The 17,848-nt window shown below is 63.6% G+C and carries 18 protein-coding genes; 6 read left to right on the forward strand and 12 right to left on the reverse strand.

The window, feature by feature from the left end; all coding sequences use genetic code 11:
- Positions 1–27: 27 nt before the first annotated feature.
- A complete protein-coding gene (locus QCE63_RS15495; RefSeq protein WP_309834192.1) occupies positions 28–1,563 on the reverse strand; it encodes an NADH-quinone oxidoreductase subunit M in 1,536 nt (511 codons plus the stop codon).
- A gap of 359 nt (positions 1,564–1,922) precedes the next feature.
- Between QCE63_RS15495 and QCE63_RS15500 the strand changes: the two genes are divergently transcribed.
- Positions 1,923–2,156, forward strand: coding sequence for an adhesin (locus QCE63_RS15500; protein WP_309834193.1), 234 nt, complete (start codon positions 1,923–1,925; stop codon positions 2,154–2,156).
- 65 nt (positions 2,157–2,221) lie between these two features.
- Here QCE63_RS15500 and QCE63_RS15505 read toward each other — a convergent pair whose 3' ends face one another.
- The 3 genes from QCE63_RS15505 to QCE63_RS15515 all read right to left on the reverse strand — a co-directional run bounded on the left by QCE63_RS15505 (position 2,222) and on the right by QCE63_RS15515 (position 3,444).
- Complete coding sequence (locus QCE63_RS15505) at positions 2,222–2,368, reverse strand: DUF3563 family protein (protein ID WP_309834194.1); 147 nt, start codon at positions 2,366–2,368, stop codon at positions 2,222–2,224.
- Positions 2,369–2,437: 69 nt separating this feature from the next.
- Positions 2,438–2,614: a hypothetical protein gene (locus QCE63_RS15510; protein WP_309834195.1), complete on the reverse strand. Its 177-nt coding sequence runs from the start codon at positions 2,612–2,614 to the stop codon at positions 2,438–2,440.
- On the reverse strand, positions 2,611–3,444 hold the full coding sequence (locus QCE63_RS15515; protein ID WP_309834196.1) for a class I SAM-dependent methyltransferase: 834 nt from the start codon (positions 3,442–3,444) through the stop codon (positions 2,611–2,613). Before QCE63_RS15515 ends, QCE63_RS15510 begins: the two co-directional genes overlap by 4 nt.
- Positions 3,445–3,731: 287 nt before the next feature.
- Between QCE63_RS15515 and QCE63_RS15520 the strand changes: the two genes are divergently transcribed.
- The gene (locus tag QCE63_RS15520) at positions 3,732–4,772 is read left to right on the forward strand and encodes an AraC family transcriptional regulator (protein ID WP_309834197.1); all 1,041 of its coding nucleotides are present in this window, start codon (positions 3,732–3,734) and stop codon (positions 4,770–4,772) included.
- A 3-nt stretch (positions 4,773–4,775) separates the two neighbouring features.
- Here the strand turns inward: QCE63_RS15520 and QCE63_RS15525 are convergent, their stop codons facing one another.
- Positions 4,776–5,732, reverse strand: a complete 957-nt coding sequence (locus QCE63_RS15525) for a helix-turn-helix domain-containing protein (protein WP_309834199.1) — start codon at positions 5,730–5,732, stop codon at positions 4,776–4,778.
- 94 nt (positions 5,733–5,826) lie between these two features.
- On the opposite strand from QCE63_RS15525, the gene QCE63_RS15530 reads away from it, so the two are divergent.
- A complete protein-coding gene (locus QCE63_RS15530) occupies positions 5,827–7,071 on the forward strand; it encodes a DUF1479 domain-containing protein (protein WP_309834200.1) in 1,245 nt (414 codons plus the stop codon).
- A 57-nt stretch (positions 7,072–7,128) separates the two neighbouring features.
- Positions 7,129–8,376: an ABC transporter substrate-binding protein gene (locus tag QCE63_RS15535; RefSeq protein WP_404990126.1), complete on the forward strand. Its 1,248-nt coding sequence runs from the start codon at positions 7,129–7,131 to the stop codon at positions 8,374–8,376.
- A gap of 34 nt (positions 8,377–8,410) precedes the next feature.
- Here the strand turns inward: QCE63_RS15535 and QCE63_RS15540 are convergent, their stop codons facing one another.
- The 5 genes from QCE63_RS15540 to QCE63_RS15560 all read right to left on the reverse strand — a co-directional run bounded on the left by QCE63_RS15540 (position 8,411) and on the right by QCE63_RS15560 (position 12,149).
- Positions 8,411–8,701, reverse strand: a complete 291-nt coding sequence (locus QCE63_RS15540) for a hypothetical protein (protein ID WP_309834202.1) — start codon at positions 8,699–8,701, stop codon at positions 8,411–8,413.
- Between the two features lie 115 nt (positions 8,702–8,816).
- On the reverse strand, positions 8,817–9,497 hold the full coding sequence (locus QCE63_RS15545) for a DUF4148 domain-containing protein (protein ID WP_309834204.1): 681 nt from the start codon (positions 9,495–9,497) through the stop codon (positions 8,817–8,819).
- On the reverse strand, positions 9,497–9,730 hold the full coding sequence (locus tag QCE63_RS15550) for a hypothetical protein (protein WP_309834206.1): 234 nt from the start codon (positions 9,728–9,730) through the stop codon (positions 9,497–9,499). Before QCE63_RS15550 ends, QCE63_RS15545 begins: the two co-directional genes overlap by 1 nt.
- A gap of 19 nt (positions 9,731–9,749) precedes the next feature.
- Positions 9,750–10,724, reverse strand: coding sequence for a ferritin-like domain-containing protein (locus tag QCE63_RS15555; protein ID WP_309834208.1), 975 nt, complete (start codon positions 10,722–10,724; stop codon positions 9,750–9,752).
- 288 nt (positions 10,725–11,012) lie between these two features.
- On the reverse strand, positions 11,013–12,149 hold the full coding sequence (locus QCE63_RS15560) for an epoxide hydrolase (protein WP_309834210.1): 1,137 nt from the start codon (positions 12,147–12,149) through the stop codon (positions 11,013–11,015).
- Positions 12,150–12,403: 254 nt separating this feature from the next.
- On the opposite strand from QCE63_RS15560, the gene QCE63_RS15565 reads away from it, so the two are divergent.
- Complete coding sequence (locus tag QCE63_RS15565) at positions 12,404–15,715, forward strand: PAS domain-containing protein (protein WP_309834211.1); 3,312 nt, start codon at positions 12,404–12,406, stop codon at positions 15,713–15,715.
- A 537-nt stretch (positions 15,716–16,252) separates the two neighbouring features.
- Here QCE63_RS15565 and QCE63_RS15570 read toward each other — a convergent pair.
- A complete protein-coding gene (locus QCE63_RS15570; protein ID WP_309834212.1) occupies positions 16,253–16,651 on the reverse strand; it encodes a hypothetical protein in 399 nt (132 codons plus the stop codon).
- 164 nt (positions 16,652–16,815) lie between these two features.
- Positions 16,816–17,358, reverse strand: a complete 543-nt coding sequence (locus QCE63_RS15575; protein ID WP_309834213.1) for a low affinity iron permease family protein — start codon at positions 17,356–17,358, stop codon at positions 16,816–16,818.
- Between the two features lie 240 nt (positions 17,359–17,598).
- Between QCE63_RS15575 and QCE63_RS15580 the strand changes: the two genes are divergently transcribed.
- On the forward strand, positions 17,599–17,847 hold the full coding sequence (locus tag QCE63_RS15580; RefSeq protein ID WP_309834214.1) for a hypothetical protein: 249 nt from the start codon (positions 17,599–17,601) through the stop codon (positions 17,845–17,847).
- Position 17,848 lies beyond the last annotated feature (1 nt).

The raw sequence follows: 17,848 nt of genomic DNA on the forward strand, positions 1-17,848 counted from the left end.
GGGCAGGGCGCCCGCGCGTCTGGACGCTTAGCCGGGCTGGCGCTCGGTTTCGGCCACGCTGTGCGCGTTGTACGAGGCCGCGCCGGCATCGTCCGGAAGGGACGAGCCTTGCGCCGCCGAGAGGAAATGCTCGACCGAAGGACCAATGGCATCCGTGAAGGTCTTCGGATGCACGCCGATGCCGAGCACCAGCACCGCCATCGCGCCGAACAGCACGAACTCGCGCTTGCCCAGGTCGCGCAGCGAAGCCACGCGGTCGTTGCGGACCGCGCCGAACATCACGCGCTTGACCATCCACAGCGTGTAGGCCGCGCTCAGGATCAACGTGCTCGCGGCAATCGCGCCGATCCAGAAGTTCAGGCGGATCGCGCCCATCAGCACCAGGAATTCGCCGACGAAACCTGACGTGCCCGGCAGGCCGACATTGGCCATCGAGAACAGCATCGCGTAGGTCGCGAACTTCGGCATGGTGTTGACGACGCCGCCGTAAGCGTCGATGGAGCCGTTGCGCGTGCGGTCGACCAGCACGCCGGTACACAGCAGCATCGCGCCCGAGACGACGCCATACGACAGCATCTGCACGACCGCGCCTTCGGTGCCGAGGCGGTCGAAGGTGAAGAGGCCGAGCGTCACGAGGCCCATGTGCGCCACCGACGAATACGCGAGCAGCTTGCGCATGTCGGTCTGTGCGAGCGCCACGAGACTGCCGTAGATCACGGCGACCAGCGCCAGCGTGATCATCGCGGGGGCGAAGAAATGCGACGCGTCGGGCACGATGGGCAGCACGAAGCGCATCAGGCCATAGCCGCCCACCTTCAGCATGCCGAGCAGCACGGCCGCGCCGGTCGGGCCTTCCGCGTTGACGTCGGGCAGCCAGGTATGCACCGGCCACATCGGCACCTTGACCGAGAAGGCCGCGACGAAGCACAGGAAGATCACGACCTGCGGCGTGAAGTCGAGCTTGAGCGCGCGCCAGGATTCGATGTCGAAGCTGTGCGCCTGCGTCCACAGGTAGACGAGCGCCGCGAGCATGGCGAGCGAGCCGACCAGCGAGATCAGGAAGTAGCGCAGGGCCGCATAGACGCGCCGTTCGCCGCCGCCCCAGGTGCCGATCAGCAGATACAGCGGAATCAGCGAGGCTTCGAAGAACACGAAGAACAGCATGCCGTCGAGCGATGCGAACACGCCCTGCATGCAGCCCGAGAGCACCAGGAACGCGCCGTAGTACTGCGCCACCTGCTTCGTCACCGATTGCCACGACGCGATGAAGATGATGAGCGTGGTGACGGCGGTGAGCACCGTGAACCAGAGCGAGATGCCGTCCACGCCGAGGTGGTACGAGATGCCGAACTGCGGCAGCCAGTCCATCTGCTCGACGAACTGCATGGCGCTGGAGGATGCATCGAAGTGGGCGACGAGCGGGACCAGCGGCAGGATGCCGAGCACCGCGCCGAACAGGGCGACGGCTCGCGAAAGGGTGGCCGACGCGCTGAAGGTCAGCACGAAGATGCCGGACACCACGGGGATCCAGATAAGAAAGCTGAGAACGGACGGCAGATGCATACGGTTGCTTTAGTTCGGGCAAAAAAACGCGGCGGGCACGCGGTGGGGCGGGCTCGCGACGGACTGCGCGGCGGCTTGAGGGACGACGAGCGGGAAAGTTGCGCGTAAGGAAAGGCCTCGCGCGCGTATGAAATGGAAATGAAAGTCTGTTGCCTAGGGTTAACGAGAATAACTCAAAAGAAATAGTTTCGTGGAATTTGCCGCGTATCAAGTTCATTGCGCGGCATGGCGTTGACATGGCGGGCGATGTCCGCATGGGGCGGCGCAATCGTTTGCTGCATGGGCGGGCACGTGTCTCCGGGCTTGCCCTGATTTGCCTTCGGGAGTCTGGCCCTTAGCCTAGAGCCAAGGAGACAAGCATGAGAAAAGCATTCAACATTGCTGTATTCGCGCTCGTTGCGTATCTGGTCGCCGATCGCACCGCGCTGCACGCGCAGGGCCGCGATATCGATAGCGCGTCTTGTGTCCGCCACGCCTCGCAGGTGGAGCTCGACGCGCTCGGCAAGGGTTTGAGCCATGCCGCCGCGAGCAGTCAGGGGGAAGCGTTCCGGGCGCAATGCCTGGTGATGGGGGCGGCGGAGCGGGTTCGCTGACAGTTGCCTTTCCGTTTTTTGCTTGCAATCCCTTTCGTTTTTCTGACGCGGTGTGGCGGACTTCGTCAAGTGTCGCTGTCGTTCTTGTCGAACGAACGCATGCGGCGTTCGAGCTCGGCGATATCGGCGGCGTCGCGCAGATATGAATCGCGACGGCCGTGCTCAGCAAGTTCGAGCGCCTTCTCGAACAGCACATAGAGATAGAAGATCATGCGTTCCTCCGAACCATGATGTCGCTGCGCGCCTTGCCGAGGCCACCGGGCCAGGCAAGGCGCGCAGCGTCAGGCCGCTACGCCATATACCGAAAGCACGAAACGAAACGCGAAGAAGCACATCGACGAGCACAACGGCAGCGCGACCAGCGTGGAGCCGTAGCGGAGCCTCGCGAGGAACACGAGCGAACACAGGTGCAGGCAGACGTCCGGCGCCCCAGAGAAATGACGTTTGAGCAGGATCATTTTCGTTCCACCACCACTTCGAGATATTCACTGGGCAACACGAGCGTCCGGTCGCCGGAGCAGTTGCGGCTGTCGATCAGCGCGGTCAGATCGCGCAGAAACGCGGCTTGCCGTTCACCTTCCAGCGCGGCGAACGCCTTGTTCATCGGGCCGTAATACGTGCGGAACACGTCGATGAAATGCGCCGCCGAGCGATAGCGGAACACGAACTGCCGGCTCATCGTCGAGATGCGCGCCGCATGGCCGCCGAACAGTTCCGCGAGGCGTGCCTCGCTGCCCCATAGCGCCGGCGACATGACGCCCGCAGGCGGCGCGATGTATTTGCCGATCGTCTTGAACACCTGGCCGATGAAACTGTCCGGCGTCCAGTTCGCGAGCCCGATCTTTCCACCCGGTCTGCATACGCGCATGAGCTCGCTGGCGGCGCGTTCCTGATCCGGCGTGAACATCACGCCGAAGGTGGACATCACGACATCGAACGAGGCGTCTTCGAACGGCAGTGTTTCGGCATCCGCTTGCTCGAAGTGCACATTGAGTCCTTCCGCCTGCGCCCGTGCGCGGCCTGCATCGAGCAACGCGGCGACGTAGTCGGTGGACGTGACCTCGCACCAGCGTCGCGCGGCAGCGAGGGTCGCGTTGCCGTTGCCCGCCGCGACGTCCAGCACGCGGCTTCCCGCACGCAGGTCCAGCGCCTCGCACAGTGCTTCGCCGACGATCTGCAACGTCGTGCCGACCACGGCATAGTTGCCCGTCGACCAGGCGGCTTGTTGACGGCTTTTGACAGCGGAGAGATCGGTGACGGACGGGATAGCGGAAGCAACTGCGGACATGTCGTGACTCCTGATGGATGAGTTGAGCGAAGGCAGCCGGACGTCTCGAATCAAGCTTTTGTCTTCGGCACTTCCTTCATCGTCTCCGGACCGCACTGTCCCGTTGCGCCGCATGCGGCGACCGTTTGCGGGCATCCCCCGCAGTTGCGGGTTGGCGTTTCGATCCGGTGCGCTTAACCTCTTGTCGAAGAGGCATCGCGTGAAGAGAAGTATTGGCGCGCGGGCGAATTTTATGAATGACCGTGCGTCCAGATGTCTTGCGCAGGACGCCGGATCCTGGACTCCTCATGGATGCGCTTTCCGACGTTCTCCGCCTGTTGCGTCTCAGTGGCGCGGTGTATCTCAACGGCGAATTCACCGCGCCGTGGTGCGTGATCGGTCACGTGTCGCCCGCGCTGTGCTCGGCCTTCCTGCCGCGTGCCGAGCGCGTCGTGTCGTATCACCTGATTGTCGAAGGCAGTTGCTGGGCATCCCTGACCGATGACCCCGCTTCGGCCATGCGTGTCGATGCGGGCGAACTCATCGTGGTGCCGCAGGGCGAAGCGCATCTGATGGGCAGTTCGCTCGCGCTCGCGCCCGTGCCGGCGGACGTCATGGTGGCGAGATATCTGGAAACCTCGCCGGGCGAAGTGATGCGTCTGAACTATGGCCCGGACCCGACGAGTGTGGCGCATGTGGAAGAGGGCACGCGCACGCGCATCATCTGCGGCTTTCTCGCGTGTGACGACATGCTCGCCAATCCGGTGCTGTCTTCCTTGCCGCGTCTGTTCAAGGTCGACATGCGCAACGATCCGCACTCGGCGTGGCTCGAATCGTCACTGAAGTTCGCGGCGGCGGAGGCGGCCGAGTGGCGGCCCGGCAGCGCAACGGTGCTGGCGCGGCTGTCGGAACTGCTGTTCGTCGAGGCCGTGCGGCGCTGCATCACTGCCATGCCCGCCGACCGGCGCGGCTGGCTGGCGGGCGTCGGCGACCGCTTCGTCGGCAAGGCGCTCGCCGCGCTGCACGCGCAGCCCGGTCATGACTGGACCGTCGATGAACTCGCGCGCCGCGTCGGCCTGTCGCGCTCCGCGTTCGCGCAACGCTTCACGCAACTGCTCGGGCAAGCGCCCATGCAATACCTCGGCAGCTGGCGCTTGCAAATCGCAGCGCAAGACCTGTTGTCCGGACTACACTCCATCGCGGCGGTCGCCGAGCGCGTGGGCTACGACTCGGAAGCGGCATTCAACCGCGCGTTCAAGCGCCAGTTCGGCATGCCGCCCGCCAGCTGGCGGCGCAGTCAGGGCAAGGGCGTGATCGATGGAACGGCATCGGACGGCATCGCTGCATAAAGCTCATGCGCGCTCGCGCCGTTGCTTCCTCGTGCGTTGCAGCGACGGCGACCGTTCGGTCAGACGAGCCGCTTCATCCTGCGCGGCGCCACGTTCAGTCACGAAGCGCCGCCTATATTCAGCCGGCGTCATCAGCTTCGCCGCCTTGAACTGCCGGTTGAAATTGGCGACGTTCGCGAAGCCTGAACGGGTGGCGATCACCGAGATGGGCAAGGACGTGTCGCCGAGCATCCGGCACGCATGGCCGATGCGAACCCGCGCGATATACCGCCCGACGCTCTCGCCGATGTGTTGCACGAAGTAACGCGTGAGCGTGCGTTCCGAGAGGCTCGCAGCCGCGCTCAGGTCCGCGAGCCGCAAGGGTTCGGCGAAGCGTGCATCGATGAGGGACAACACCCGGTTGATGCGTTCCGGCTCATGACCGGAAGGGCCGGTATCGGTCTGATTGAAGGCGCTGGGCGAAGCGAGCGGGCGGCCGGGTGCATCGGCGAGTGTGCAGAGGATATCGAGCGCGGCGCTCAGGCGTTCGCGCGCCACGTTCGACAGCAACGCTTCCAGACGGCCGCGCATCCATTCGCCCGCCGGCGGCTCGAACGCCAGCCCGCAGGCGGCGCGGCGCAACAGCCTGCGCAGCGGCTCGTATTCGCGGCAGCAATCCGCCATGCGCCGCGCCCAGTCGCCGTCGAACCAGATGACGATGGCCACCTGCGGCGCGGATGGCTCGACGGATCGGTTCGATGACCACGTATGCGGCAAATCCGGCGGCACGAGCACGAGATCCTGCGCAGTGTAGTCATCGACGGAATCGCCGATATAGCGCTTGCCGTGACTGTTCATCGTGAGCGTGAGTTCGTACTCGGGATGATGGTGCCATTCGAACGGAATGCGCGGCAGCCGCCGATGGTATACCCGCACCGAACAATCCTCGCCGAACTCCACGTGTTCGTACGCTGGTTTCATGACCGGATACGCGAAGAGATTGCCTGAATAGTATCACCGGCGTTTTGGCGCGCGTCATATGCTTTCGCTCAAGCTATTCACGAGGGAGACGATCATGGCGCTGCATATCGACGACTTGCCGGGCGCGATCCGTCAGGCAAAGAAGGAACTGCGCGCGGCCTTGCCGAACTATCGCGAGGTGTTCGCGGAAGTGGAGCAAGCCATTGGCGAGGAAGCGCGGCGCATTGCTGCACAGCGCGATCGCGGCGAGAACGTCATCCCTGAAATCCAGTATGCGGATATCGCCGGCAAGTGCGTCTCCGATGCGCACATCGCGCTCGTCAAGGCGCGCGGCGCGTGCGTGATTCGCGGCGTTTTTCCGCGTGCGCGGGTGCAGGACTGGGACGATGACATCGCGGCCTATGTCGAGCGCAATCATCTCGACCAGCGTCTCGAACATCGCGCTGAAGACAAGTATTTCGGTCAGCTGGCGTCCAGCAAGCCGCAGATCTACGGCGTGTACTGGTCGAAGCCGCAAGTGCTCGCGCGCCAGTCGGAAGCGCTGACCGAGGCGCGCATGTTCCTCAACGCGCTATGGCGTCACGAGAGCGAAGGACGCGTGCATTTCGATCCCGCGCGCGTGCCCGTCTATGCCGACCGTTTGCGTCGCAGGCCGCCGGGGTCGGCATCGCTCGGGCTCTCGGCGCATTGCGACGGCGGCTCCGTCGAGCGCTGGATCGAGAGCAATTTCCGCAAGGTCTATCGTCACGTGTTCGCGGGCAACTGGCGCGCCTACGATGCCTTCGACGCCGCGCGTCGCACCGAGGTGGAGGAGATCGCATCGCCTGCCGTGTGCTCGATGTTCCGCACCTTCCAGGGCTGGACCGCGCTGACGCCGCAAGGTCCGGGCGACGGCACGCTGCAACTCGTGCCCATCGCCAACGTCATGGCGTACATCCTGTTGCGCGCGCTTCAGGACGATGTCGCCGATGACGACCTGTGCGGCGCGATGCCCGGCCGCGCGCTCTCGATCCAGCCGGAGTTTCATGCGCCGCTGTTCGAGGCCTTGTCGTCGATCCCGAAGATGGAGGCAGGCGACACCGTGTTCTGGCACAGCGACGTGATTCATGCGGTCGAGGACGAGCACAAGGGCGCGGGTTACAGCAACGTGATGTATATCGCGTCGGCGCCCGCGTGCGCCAAGAATGACGCTTATCTCAAGCGCCAGCGGCCGAGCTTCCTGAAGGGCGAAAGCCCGCCCGACTTTCCCGCCGATCACTTCGAAACCGACTTCATCGGCCGCGCCACGGAGGACGACCTGACGCCGCTCGGCCGGTCGCAACTCGGGCTCGATCTGTAGTCCGGCGGCGCACACGCTGCATTGCGTTGCATCCATAAAAAACCTTCGGAGACTGGAATGAAACGACACCTGACGTCGATGGCGGCGGCAGTCGCACTGCTCGTCGCGGGCATGCAGGCAGGACACGCGGCAGAAGCGCTTTCGGTGCTGCACTGGTGGACATCGGGCGGCGAATCGAAGGCCATCCGCGTGCTCAAGGACGACATGAGCAAGCAGGGCTACGAATGGAAGGACTTTGCCGTGGCGGGCGGATCGGGCACGGCTGCAATGACGGCGCTGAAGACGCAGGTGATTTCGGGCAATGCGCCATCGGCGGCGCAGATCAAGGGGCCGTTGATCCAGGACTGGGCCGACCAGGGCGTGCTCGTCACGATCGATCCGGCCGCCACCGACTGGAAGAGCCATCTGCCCGCACCGATCGATCAGGCGATGAAGTCGCGCGGTCACTACGTGGCCGTGCCGTTCTCGGTGCATCGGATCAACTGGCTGTGGATCAACAAGGCCGACCTCGACAAGGTAGGCGGCCAGCCGCCGGCCACCTGGCCGGAGTTCTTCGCGCTGGCCGACAAGTTTCGTGCGGCGGGCATCACGCCGGTCGCGCACGGCGGACAGCCGTGGCAGGACATGACCATCTGGGAGACGGTCGTGCTGTCGCAGGGCGCGGAGTTTTATCGCAAGGCGCTCATCGATCTGGATCAGAAGACGCTCACGTCGCCACAGATGGTGCAGGTCTTCGAAACCGTGCAGAAGATCCGCGGCTACTTCGACAAGGCCTATCACGGCCGCGACTGGAACCTCGCGACGGCCATGGTGATCTCCGGCTCGGGCGGCATGCAGTTCATGGGCGACTGGGCCAAGGGCGAGTTTCTGAACGCGAACAAGAAGGCGGATGTCGATTTCGTGTGCGCGCCTGCGCCGGGCACGGCGCAGTCCTTCACGTACACGGCGGATGCCTTCGTGTTCTTCCAGCAGAACGGCAAGAAGGACGCGACGCCGGGACAGCTCGCGATGGCCCGGACGATCATGTCACCGGGGTTTCAGGAGCAGTTCAGCCTGAACAAGGGATCGATTCCGGTCAGGCTGGATGTGCCGATGGACAAGTTCGACAGTTGCGCGAAGAAGTCCCGCGCCGACGAGCAGGCGACGCTCAAGTCGGGCAGCTTCTTTCCGTCGCTTGCGTTCGGCGAACTGCAATCGCCGGTGACGGCGGGCGCGATCACCGACGTCGTGACCACCTTCATGAACTCGAACGAGGATGCGAAGGAGGGCGTGCGAAAGCTGGCCGCTGCGGCGCAGGTGAAATAGCGGCCTCGGGCGTTCGGCTCGCGCGCTGGTGCACTTACTCCGTGGACTTCGGCATCTGGCGCGTGTCGCGGCTTGCGGTTGTCGACGCATCGTTCTCACGCGGGCGTGCATTGCTGCTCATGCTCATGTCGCCCGGTACGCGATTCCACGGACTCGAAACGGGCTCGCTGTGATAGGTCATGCCGGCCGTGGCGGCGCCGTGCGAGCCGCCGCTGCCGTTTCCACCATTGCCGTTCCCGCCCGCAACAGCGACGGATGAAGCAAGCGCGATCAATGCGCCCGCACCGATGATAAAGACCTTGCTCGAAGCGGTTGACTGATTCATGGCGATCTCCTGATGGTGTTCCTGTGACCGATCCCAAAGCAGTGAAAGAGCGCCTGGGTTCTTCACTTGAATACGGACGGGCGCGCGTGCCGGATGCAGGAAGCCTGGCCTTCGCTTACTCGGACGATCGGTTCAGGTTGCCCGGCGAACCGCCGGGTCCAGCCGGATCCGGATTGCCGAAGCGAGGCAGGGCGCCGTTGCTTCTTGCGGCGCGCAGTTCGTCTTGCACTTGCTTGCGGGTTTTTGGACCGGTCGATGTATCGGCTGATGGAGTTGATCGAACCGGTTCGGGCGCCGTCGTGTTGGACAGCGGTGGCTCGCTTGGCAACACGGCTGGCTTCGCTGTCTCGGCCGCTTGGGGTTCATTGACGGGCAGCGGGTCAGCCTCACGCGCCGGAGGCGGTTGAGAGGCTGTCGTCGGCTTGTGAGCCTGCGCTACGTCATCGCGAAGACGCGCGGATCGTTTGGCTTGTGCTTTCGCGCTCGACGGGCGGTCCGAACGGACGCTCTTCGCCGCCGGAGCCGGTCTGGCTTCTGCATCGGGCCGATTGGCTTCGGGTGTGCTCTTGCTCTCGTCCTGCACTGCACTCGCCACACTGGGCGTTTGTACAATCGGAGCCGCAGGAACGGGCTGCTCCCGTACCGGCCCGGCGGACACCAGGTCGCGTTGCCGTGCGGATTGCATTTGATCGTCCACGCGCGGCGCATCATGTTTGAGCCACAGGCCCGCGAGCGCAACGGCCAACGCCGCAACGCTCACACCGACAAGCACGGATCGATCGAATAGCCGGATCATCAAAACGTGTTTTCCTCCTGATAAATGGATTCAAGTGAAGATTGAAAAACGATCAGTGCAACAAGGTTCACCGTAAGTGAAGCAATTGCAAAGCCACGCCCGTGAGCAGGAATGAAACGCCCATCACGAGCCGGATTCGGACACGCCATGCACCCGCGGACAAATCGCGCATGAAGAAACTCCAAAGGTTTGTTGGCCCGATCGCGAGCCTTGAAGCCCTCGCGACCGGTCATCCAGGTGATTGAATCCGTTTTAGGCGAAAGCGCTGCTCATGTGAAGCGTGCCATTGACGCCGGCAGGAAAGAACCCGCCCTGCGTCACCGCGCCCTTGTTCAGATAGACGATGTTGAGCACGTCGTCATAACTTCTGCTGAAGGCGATGCCGTTGTTATCGAGCGGCACGATGTTGGAGATATCCGCGTTCACGCCGGCGATGCCCTGATCGACATCACTGGATGAATCGAGCGAATCGCGTGCATCGGAAATGGCCTGCGTTGCAGTCACCAGACTCGGCGTCTGGATGCCTTTCGAATAGAGCACGGTCCTGACGAGGCTCGCATGATAGGCCTCGGCTGCCAGAATGCCGGCGGCCGCTTCGAGATAGGTCTTGTTGGTGATGAGCGGCGCAGCGCCTTTATAGGCAGTGACGCCCACGTCTTCAAAGATAAAGGCGCCGAGCAGAAAGTTATTGTCATTCAGATAGGGATTGAACGGCGTGCCGGCGGGCGCAAGGCCCGCAGCCTGAGCCGCGAGGGAGAACGCGCCGTTGGGATCGGTGCCGCCTACATCGAGCGCAGGCATGGCCACGGCTGACGTGCCCAGCGCCGTGCGCAGAAAGGCCACGTGCTCGAGTTCATCCTTCGCGATCTCGCGTGCATAGGCGGCCACGACGGGATCGGAGAAGGTCACCTGCTGACCCGGAATCACCTTGCCGGGCGTGCCGGTTCCGCTCATGAGATTGGCGGGCAGGCCGGCGCCAGTGGTCGCATAGGCGTAGAAGGTCGCTTCGAGATACTCCAGGTTCAGCGCGAAGTTGAGAATCTCGGCATCGGTCGGGCCGGTCGCTGCGTTGGCGTTATCGCCCGAGCCTCCCCCGCATGCGCCGAGAATGGTCCCGCCTACCAGCCCTAAACCAAGACCGCCCGCGCTGCGAAAAAACTGGCGGCGCTTCTCGCGGCGTTCGACGCGCCGCTCGAGCACGTGGGTGATTGAAGCATTGTCTGCCATGTCCGTCTCCTTGCGTGTGAGAGTTGGACGGTGTTTGCCAGCCTGTGTCGGGCTGAGCAGGAACACCGCGGAGAGCGGACGTGTTGGATAGAGCCTTCCCGATCAGCTCGTACCGCTCATTCGGCGATACGGGAAGCCGTGGCAAGCCGGATTCGCGCCGTAACAGATGCTTTCACTTCCTCCATCGCTTCGCGCATCTTTACCGGGCGGGGATGCGGCGGTCGGTATTGCGCGCCAATTCAAAAAGGCGTTCGGCACACAATGAGGCAGCTGCGCCTCGACCGTCCGCTATCGGCGTGACTCGCTCAGCCAGCCGCGCATGTCCTCGACAAAGAACGCTGGCGCTTCCATCGCGGCGAAGTGTCCGCCTTGCGGCGCCACGTTCCAGCGCCTGAGATCGTAGCCCCTGCGCACCCAGCTCTGCGGCGGCGCCGGCATGCGTGGATCCGGATAGCAGGTCACGGCCGTCGGGACATCGACGGTGTGCCCGGACGGCATCTGCCGGACGCCTTCCATCCGGCTGCCGAGATAGAAGGTCGTCGCCGATGCGAAGGCATCGTTCATCAGGTAGACCAGAATGTTGGTCAGCAGTCGCTCTTTCGAGAAGATTGCTTCAAAGCCTCTCTCCCGCCGATCCGACCAGTCGTGGAAGCGTTCGAGTATCCATGCCGCCTGTGCCGCCGCGTTGTCATGCATGGCATAGGCAAGCGAAGCGGGCTTGCTCTGCTGAAGTTGCGCGTACGCGCCGAGTGTCTGTTGCGTGCGCTCGACCTTGATTCTCCATTCGCGCTCTTCGTCCGTTTGCGGCTGGGTATCGGGATGGACGAGCACGTAGTTCAAGTGGATGCCCTCGATGGCGGCACGATGCTCGATACCCAGCCACGCTGCGATGCCTGATCCCCAGTCGCCGCCTTGCGCCCGATACCGGTCATAGCCCAGTTGCCGCATGAGCGCGTTCATGATGCGGGCGGTCGTCCGCGCGCCGATGGGAGAAGCGGGCTTCGCGCTGAAGCCGAAACCCGGCAGCGAGGGAATCACGAGATCGAATGCGTCGCTTGCGCTGCCGCCGAACCGCGACGGAAACGCCAGCGGTTCGATGACATCGCGGAACTCGACGATCGAGCCAGGCCAGCCGTGAAGCAGCAGAAGCGGATTGGTTCCGCGCGCCTCGCCGACGACATGAATGGCGTGGATATCCAGATCATCGACCCGGGCCATGATTTGAGGGAAACGGTTCAGTTCGCGCACACAGGCGTCGAGGTCGAACTCGTTGACCCAGAAATCGAGGAACGATCTCAGGTAGGCTGGATCGCACCCGTAAGACCAGCCGTCCTCGGGTGGAAGAGAAGGGACAGTGAAGTTCCTGACGTTGTTGCGGAGTTGATCAAACTGTGCTGCGGTCCAGTCGACCTTGAATGCGTTCATCTGAGCCTCCTTTTGAAAATGCGGTCAAGCGCCTCGCGCTCCAGTTGCATGAAAACACAGAAGCGCCTAGATTGACGTGGTCTCCTCCATGTCTCCAGTGACGTGGCTTGGCCCGCTGACCACGCGGGCTTTTGTTTGCCGTCTTGGCGGGGCGCAGGCATCGCGGATTTCGGCCAAAAGTGCCCGGACCGTGCTGCAGTCGCGTCGTGGGCAAGGCACTTTTTGCCAGCGAGCGTCACGCCGGATCGAACCACATGCATAACGACGAACTCACCACACTGCGTCAGCGGATCGCAGAACTCGAAGCGCTTCTGCAAGAATCCGGCGACGCGATGAGTCCCACCCCCGGCAGCACACAAACCGTTGCGGAGCAGCGCCTTCGCGCGATCTTCAGCAGCAGCGTGAACTTTGCGATCATCGCGACGGATCGGGCCGGCATCATCACCGACTGGAACCGGGGTGCAAGCCAGATCTTCGGCTGGTCCGCCGAGGAAATCCGCGGCGACGCTGCGCGACGCCTCTTCACGCCGGAAGACTGCGCAGAGAGGCGCGTCGAACAGGAAATGAGCGACGCGCTGGCCCATGGCCGCGCCGACGATGAGCGCTGGCATTTGCGCAAGGACGGCACGCGCTTCTGGGCGTCCGGCGAGATGATGCCTTTGCGCGCCGATGACGGCGCGCATCTCGGTTTCGTGAAGATCGTCATGGACCGGACGGCCGAACATCGCGCGGGCATGGCGCTCGATGCCGCCGAGCAGTCCAGACGGCGCACGCAGCACATGCAGCTCGCGCTTGCCTTGCTCAGCGAGCGCATTCGCGATCTCGCGTCGCCCGACGACATTTCATTCGCGGCAGCCGAAGTGCTCGGCACGACGCTCGAGGTATCGCTCGTCGGTTACGGCATTGTGGACAGCACGGCGGAAACGGTCACGATCGAACGGCACTGGGTGGCCGGAGATGCGCAGAAGCTGCACGGCCCGCTTCAGTTTCGCGACTACGGTTCGTATATCGACGATCTCAGGAACGGCGTGACCGTCGTGATCGACGATGTCAGGCTTGACAGCCGCACGGGCGCGCACGCGCAGGCGCTCATCGACAAGCACGCCGCGTCGTTCGTGAATGTGCCGATTCACGAGCGGGGGACGTTCGTCGCCATGCTGTTCGTCCTGAATGCGCAGCCGCGCGACTGGCGCGACGACGAGCTGATGTTCATTCGTGAAGTCGCTTCCCGGGTGCGCGTGGCGGCCGAGCGCTCGCGCACCGAACGCGCACTGCGCATCAGCGAAGCTCAGTTCGGCGCTTTTGCGCAAGCCATGCCGAATCACGTATGGGCGGCGCGCGCCAACGGTGACTTCTACTGGTTCAACGAACCGGCCTTGCTCTATACGGGCAAGACGGCAGGCAGCCTGTTAGGCCCGGCCGCATGGTTCGACATCATCCATCCCGACGACCGGCAGAGCGCGCGCCATGCATGGCAGCGGTCGCTCGAAGCCGGTACGCCGCTGCAGGTGGAATGTCGCGTGGCCCGTTTCGACGGTGCGTATCGATGGTTCCTGGTGCGGGCGAGACGGGTCATGAACACGGCGCTCGAAGTCGAAGGATGGGTTGGCACCAATACGGACATCCATCAGCAACGGCAGCAGTCTTCGGATCTCGAACGGCTGGTCAGCGAACGCACCGAGGACCGGAACGCGCTTTGGCAATTGTCATCGGACATCATGCTGCGCTGCACGTTCGAAGGCCGGATCACGGCCGTCAATCCCGCGTGGGAAGAAGTGCTTGGCTGGACCGAAGGCGAGCTGCTCGATTCGAATCTGTTCGATCTCATTCATCCCGACGACCTGGTCCGCACCGAGCAGGGCGCCCGGACCTTGTCCGAGGGCGGCGCGCACAACCGATTCGACAACCGCTACCGGCATCGTGACGGAAGTTATCGCTGGATCAGCTGGTCGACGAGGCCGGGCGGAAACCTGATCAACGCCGTCGGGCGCGACATCTCATCCGACATGCAGCAAAGCACGGCCTTGCGCGATTCAATGGATTTCACGCGCCTGGCCTTGAGCGCCGTGGGTGGCGTGGGCGTTTGGACCTATGACGTGGCGAGCGACGAGTTCACCTGCGACCGCAACATATCGGCTCTCTATGCCATCGATGCCGATGAAGGCGCGGCCGGTATCAAGCGCGAGCGCTTCCTGGCGAATGTCCATCCCGACGACCGCAAGACGCTTGCGGCCACCATGGCGGGAGGGCTCGTCAACAGCGGCGATCTGGAACTCGAATATCGCATCTGCCACCCGGACGGATCAGTTCGATGGGTGCTGTCGCGCGGTCACACTTATTTCGACGGCGACAAGAAGCCGCTGCGGCGCACCGGTGTCGGCGTTGAGCTGACGCGTCAGCGGCATCTTGAAGATCAGCTGCGGCAATCGCAGAAGATGGAAGCGGTGGGACAACTCACCGGCGGCCTCGCGCACGATTTCAACAACCTTCTGATGGGCATCACCGGCAGCCTCGACTTGCTTCGCCTGCGCATGCAGCAAGGCGATTTGAAGCACACGGAGCGTTATCTCAGCAACGCGCTCAGCGCCGCGAAGCGGGCCGCGGCGCTGACGCACCGGTTGCTGGCCTTCTCGCGGCGCCAGACGCTCGACCCGAAGGCAACCGACGTCAACCGGCTCGTCTCGGGCATGGAAGAACTGATCAGACGCACGGTGGGACCGGGAATCGTGATTGAAGTCGCCCCCACGGCGGACCTCTGGACCACGCGAGTCGATCCGAACCAGCTCGAAAACGCGCTGCTGAATCTGTGCATCAACGCCCGCGATGCAATGCCGGATGGTGGCCGGGTGAGGATTGAAACGTCGAACCGTTGCTTCGATGACGAAGCAGCGCGTGCGCAAGACGTGACGCCCGGCGAATACGTATCGCTGTCGGTCGCGGATACGGGCGTCGGAATGACGCCGGAGGTCATCGCGAAGGCTTTCGAACCGTTCTTCACGACCAAGCCGCTCGGCGCGGGAACCGGTCTTGGGCTCTCGATGACGTATGGCTTCGCGCGTCAGTCCGGCGGACAGGTCCGCATCCTGTCCGAACCGGGGCAGGGCGTGACGGTCTGCATCTATCTGCCGCGGCACGTGGCGGCGCCCGTCGAGGAAGAGCCGGCAACCATGCTCGACGAAGTACCGAAAGCGCGCACCGGCGAGACGGTGCTCGTCGTCGACGATGAGCCGGCGGTGCGCATGCTCGTCATCGAGGTTCTGCGTGAGCTGGGCTATGTGGCGCTCGAAGCGGGTGACGGTGCGGCCGGGCTCGCCGTGCTGCAATCCGGCGTGCCGATCGATCTCGTGGTGAGCGACGTCGGCTTGCCGGGCGGCATGAACGGCCGCCAGATGGTGGACGCGGCACGTGTGAACTACCCGACGCTCAAGGCATTGTTCATCACCGGTTACGCCGAGAATGCCGTGATCCGCGACGGCTATCTCGAACCCGGCATGCATGTGATGACCAAGCCCTTTGCACTCGATCACCTGGCGGCGCGGATTCGCGAAGTAATCGAGTCGACGTGAACGCGGCGCGGCCGGGCGGCGGTTTTGCGCTGTTGCGGAATCTCGTCGATGCCCGAAGGGTTCTGCGCAGTGACGCCGTTCTGTTCGTGACGGAACGTCGATAGCGCGCGGTACACCTGGAGCCGCGCCCGCATGACCGAAGCGAGCGGGCAGTAAGCGGCGAGGCCATAAGCGGCCCGACGCGGAATGCGCAGCGTCGCAATCGTTCGATACGGGCTTCCTCGACCGGCCATTCCACGGATGCGTCCTTGAACGGCTGCGTCTCCGCCTGGGTCCACCATTGCGCGTGCAATTCGAAGATCGCATCGCGCCCGGCGAAGTACGCCACGGCGGCGTGCCGGAAGCCGTCTTCGTCCTCGTGCGGATCGAGTGTCCAGTCCTTCAGTTCATCCTGCGCCGCCGGGACAGGAAACGCGCCGAGCTTCGCCACGTAGTCGCCGACGCGCACCGGCGCCTGGCTGATGTACGCATCGACGAGCGGATGGCTGTACGGGTGGCCGAAGACGTCTGTTTTGGCGCTCGGCTCCGCGACCTTTGTCAGCAGGCGGTTGAGATTGCGCGCGAGATTCGACACCGCGCTCTTCGCGCGTCACGCAAGAAGCCTTGCGCGGTGCCCGAGGGAAAGGTCGGGCCGGTCGCGAACACGAAGTCCTGCGTGTCGTCCATATGGCCCGGCAGCTTCTCGCCCTTGACGTCGAACCCCTTGACTGCAATACCGCGATGCGTCGAGACGCGAGCGCCCAGTGTCTCGCCCGGACCTTGCGCGAACCGTATCGCGACCGCATGGGTGCCCGGCGTGGCGAACAAGCCCTGCGCCAGCTCCGGCGGCAACTCGGGCATATAAAGCTCACCGGTCACGCACGCCGAACTCTTCGCGTGACTGACGCCCACCGCGTGGCCTTCGCGCTTTTCCACCGTGCTGGTCTGTTGCGTCATGCCTTGAATGATGCCGTCGATCTATTCCTGTTCGTCCGGCTGAATCTTCTCGATGTTGTCGCTATAGGGAAGGTAGGTCATCGTGTTCTCGTTTGAATGGAAAGGCATTGCGTACAGACATGGTCGTACGCAATGGCCGTTTCCACGACGAGAGCCGGGACGCTTCAGTGCTTGTTCTTTGCGGAGCGGTGCTGCGCGTCGGCCAGGCGGCGAGCGATGTCGGCGGCGGCATTGACATCGGGGTCCGCGGCGCGCGGCGCGCCGTTTTCGCCGGAGGCCAGCTTCAGGTACGCTGCCGCCAGCTTGCGCAGCTCGTCTTCGGATGCGTCCTCGATCCCGATCAGCTGATTGTTGGCCTTGCGGTTCGACGCCAGCAACTCGTTGAGTTTCAAATGGACAGCGACGCTGTCCTTGTTGGCGCTCTGCTGAATGAGAAAGACCATCAGGAAGGTCACGATCGTGGTGCCGGTATTGATGACCAGCTGCCAGTTTTCGGAATAGTGGAATACGGGCCCGGTGACGATCCAGGCCACGACCGAGATGACCGCAAGCGCAAAAGCGAGCGGCGACCCGGCCCAACGCGTGACCGCGCTGGCGAAGGTGTCGAAGGCGCGCGTGAGCGGATGACGGCCCGCGTAGGCCGGCGTAGAGGTTGAGGGAACCGTGTCGATGGGATCGGCTTCTACGAGGTGCGGCTTGCTGTTCAAGGCTGCGTCGAAAGTGGAGATTCAGGCAATAATTTAAGCTGTCCAGCTTTCGACTAACCTACGTCGACAAGTGCGCTTCGTGTTCGAGGGAAGCCACGGTCTGACGGTCGGAGCGGGCGAACAATTGATCAACGCTTCAAGAGTGTCGAGCTTTTGCTGAATGCCCAACGGAAAAAATGCGTGAGCTTTGATAAAAGTAGTATCTGGCCTTCCTGAAGACTCAGGCGAACGAGCCTCGCCATGGCACAATCACCCGCCTTGGCAACACTTTTCTTCATTGGAACGACCGTGGTCACCTCCGAAGGCTTTGACTTCTCCGAGACGGTAGTTCGCCCCCGTTCCTGCGCGGGATGGCGCATCGAATTTCCGCACGGCGACGGCTGCTTCGCGGTCGTCACGGCGACTCAGGCCGAAGCGCTGCGCCTGGCTGTGCGAGTCCGGCCCGATGTCCCCGTTCGAATGCTCCTCGACGCTTCGGCGTCGCTCTGAA

It is taken from the genome of Caballeronia sp. LZ065 (genome assembly GCF_031450975.1).
GTDB lineage: Bacteria > Pseudomonadota > Gammaproteobacteria > Burkholderiales > Burkholderiaceae > Caballeronia.

Coding starts and splice junctions, on each gene's coding strand:
- QCE63_RS15515 (WP_309834196.1), bottom strand. CDS start 3,444: ATGTCCGCAGTTGCTTCCGCTATCCCGTCCGTCACCGATCTCTCCGCT.
- QCE63_RS15555 (WP_309834208.1), bottom strand. CDS start 10,724: ATGGCAGACAATGCTTCAATCACCCACGTGCTCGAGCGGCGCGTCGAA.
- QCE63_RS15500 (WP_309834193.1), top strand. CDS start 1,923: ATGAGAAAAGCATTCAACATTGCTGTATTCGCGCTCGTTGCGTATCTG.
- QCE63_RS15510 (WP_309834195.1), bottom strand. CDS start 2,614: ATGATCCTGCTCAAACGTCATTTCTCTGGGGCGCCGGACGTCTGCCTG.
- QCE63_RS15545 (WP_309834204.1), bottom strand. CDS start 9,497: ATGATCCGGCTATTCGATCGATCCGTGCTTGTCGGTGTGAGCGTTGCG.
- QCE63_RS15565 (WP_309834211.1), top strand. CDS start 12,404: ATGCATAACGACGAACTCACCACACTGCGTCAGCGGATCGCAGAACTC.
- QCE63_RS15520 (WP_309834197.1), top strand. CDS start 3,732: ATGGATGCGCTTTCCGACGTTCTCCGCCTGTTGCGTCTCAGTGGCGCG.
- QCE63_RS15525 (WP_309834199.1), bottom strand. CDS start 5,732: ATGAAACCAGCGTACGAACACGTGGAGTTCGGCGAGGATTGTTCGGTG.
- QCE63_RS15530 (WP_309834200.1), top strand. CDS start 5,827: ATGGCGCTGCATATCGACGACTTGCCGGGCGCGATCCGTCAGGCAAAG.
- QCE63_RS15535 (WP_404990126.1), top strand. CDS start 7,129: ATGAAACGACACCTGACGTCGATGGCGGCGGCAGTCGCACTGCTCGTC.
- QCE63_RS15580 (WP_309834214.1), top strand. CDS start 17,599: ATGGCACAATCACCCGCCTTGGCAACACTTTTCTTCATTGGAACGACC.
- QCE63_RS15570 (WP_309834212.1), bottom strand. CDS start 16,651: ATGACGCAACAGACCAGCACGGTGGAAAAGCGCGAAGGCCACGCGGTG.
- QCE63_RS15560 (WP_309834210.1), bottom strand. CDS start 12,149: ATGAACGCATTCAAGGTCGACTGGACCGCAGCACAGTTTGATCAACTC.
- QCE63_RS15540 (WP_309834202.1), bottom strand. CDS start 8,701: ATGAATCAGTCAACCGCTTCGAGCAAGGTCTTTATCATCGGTGCGGGC.
- QCE63_RS15505 (WP_309834194.1), bottom strand. CDS start 2,368: ATGATCTTCTATCTCTATGTGCTGTTCGAGAAGGCGCTCGAACTTGCT.
- QCE63_RS15550 (WP_309834206.1), bottom strand. CDS start 9,730: ATGACCGGTCGCGAGGGCTTCAAGGCTCGCGATCGGGCCAACAAACCT.
- QCE63_RS15495 (WP_309834192.1), bottom strand. CDS start 1,563: ATGCATCTGCCGTCCGTTCTCAGCTTTCTTATCTGGATCCCCGTGGTG.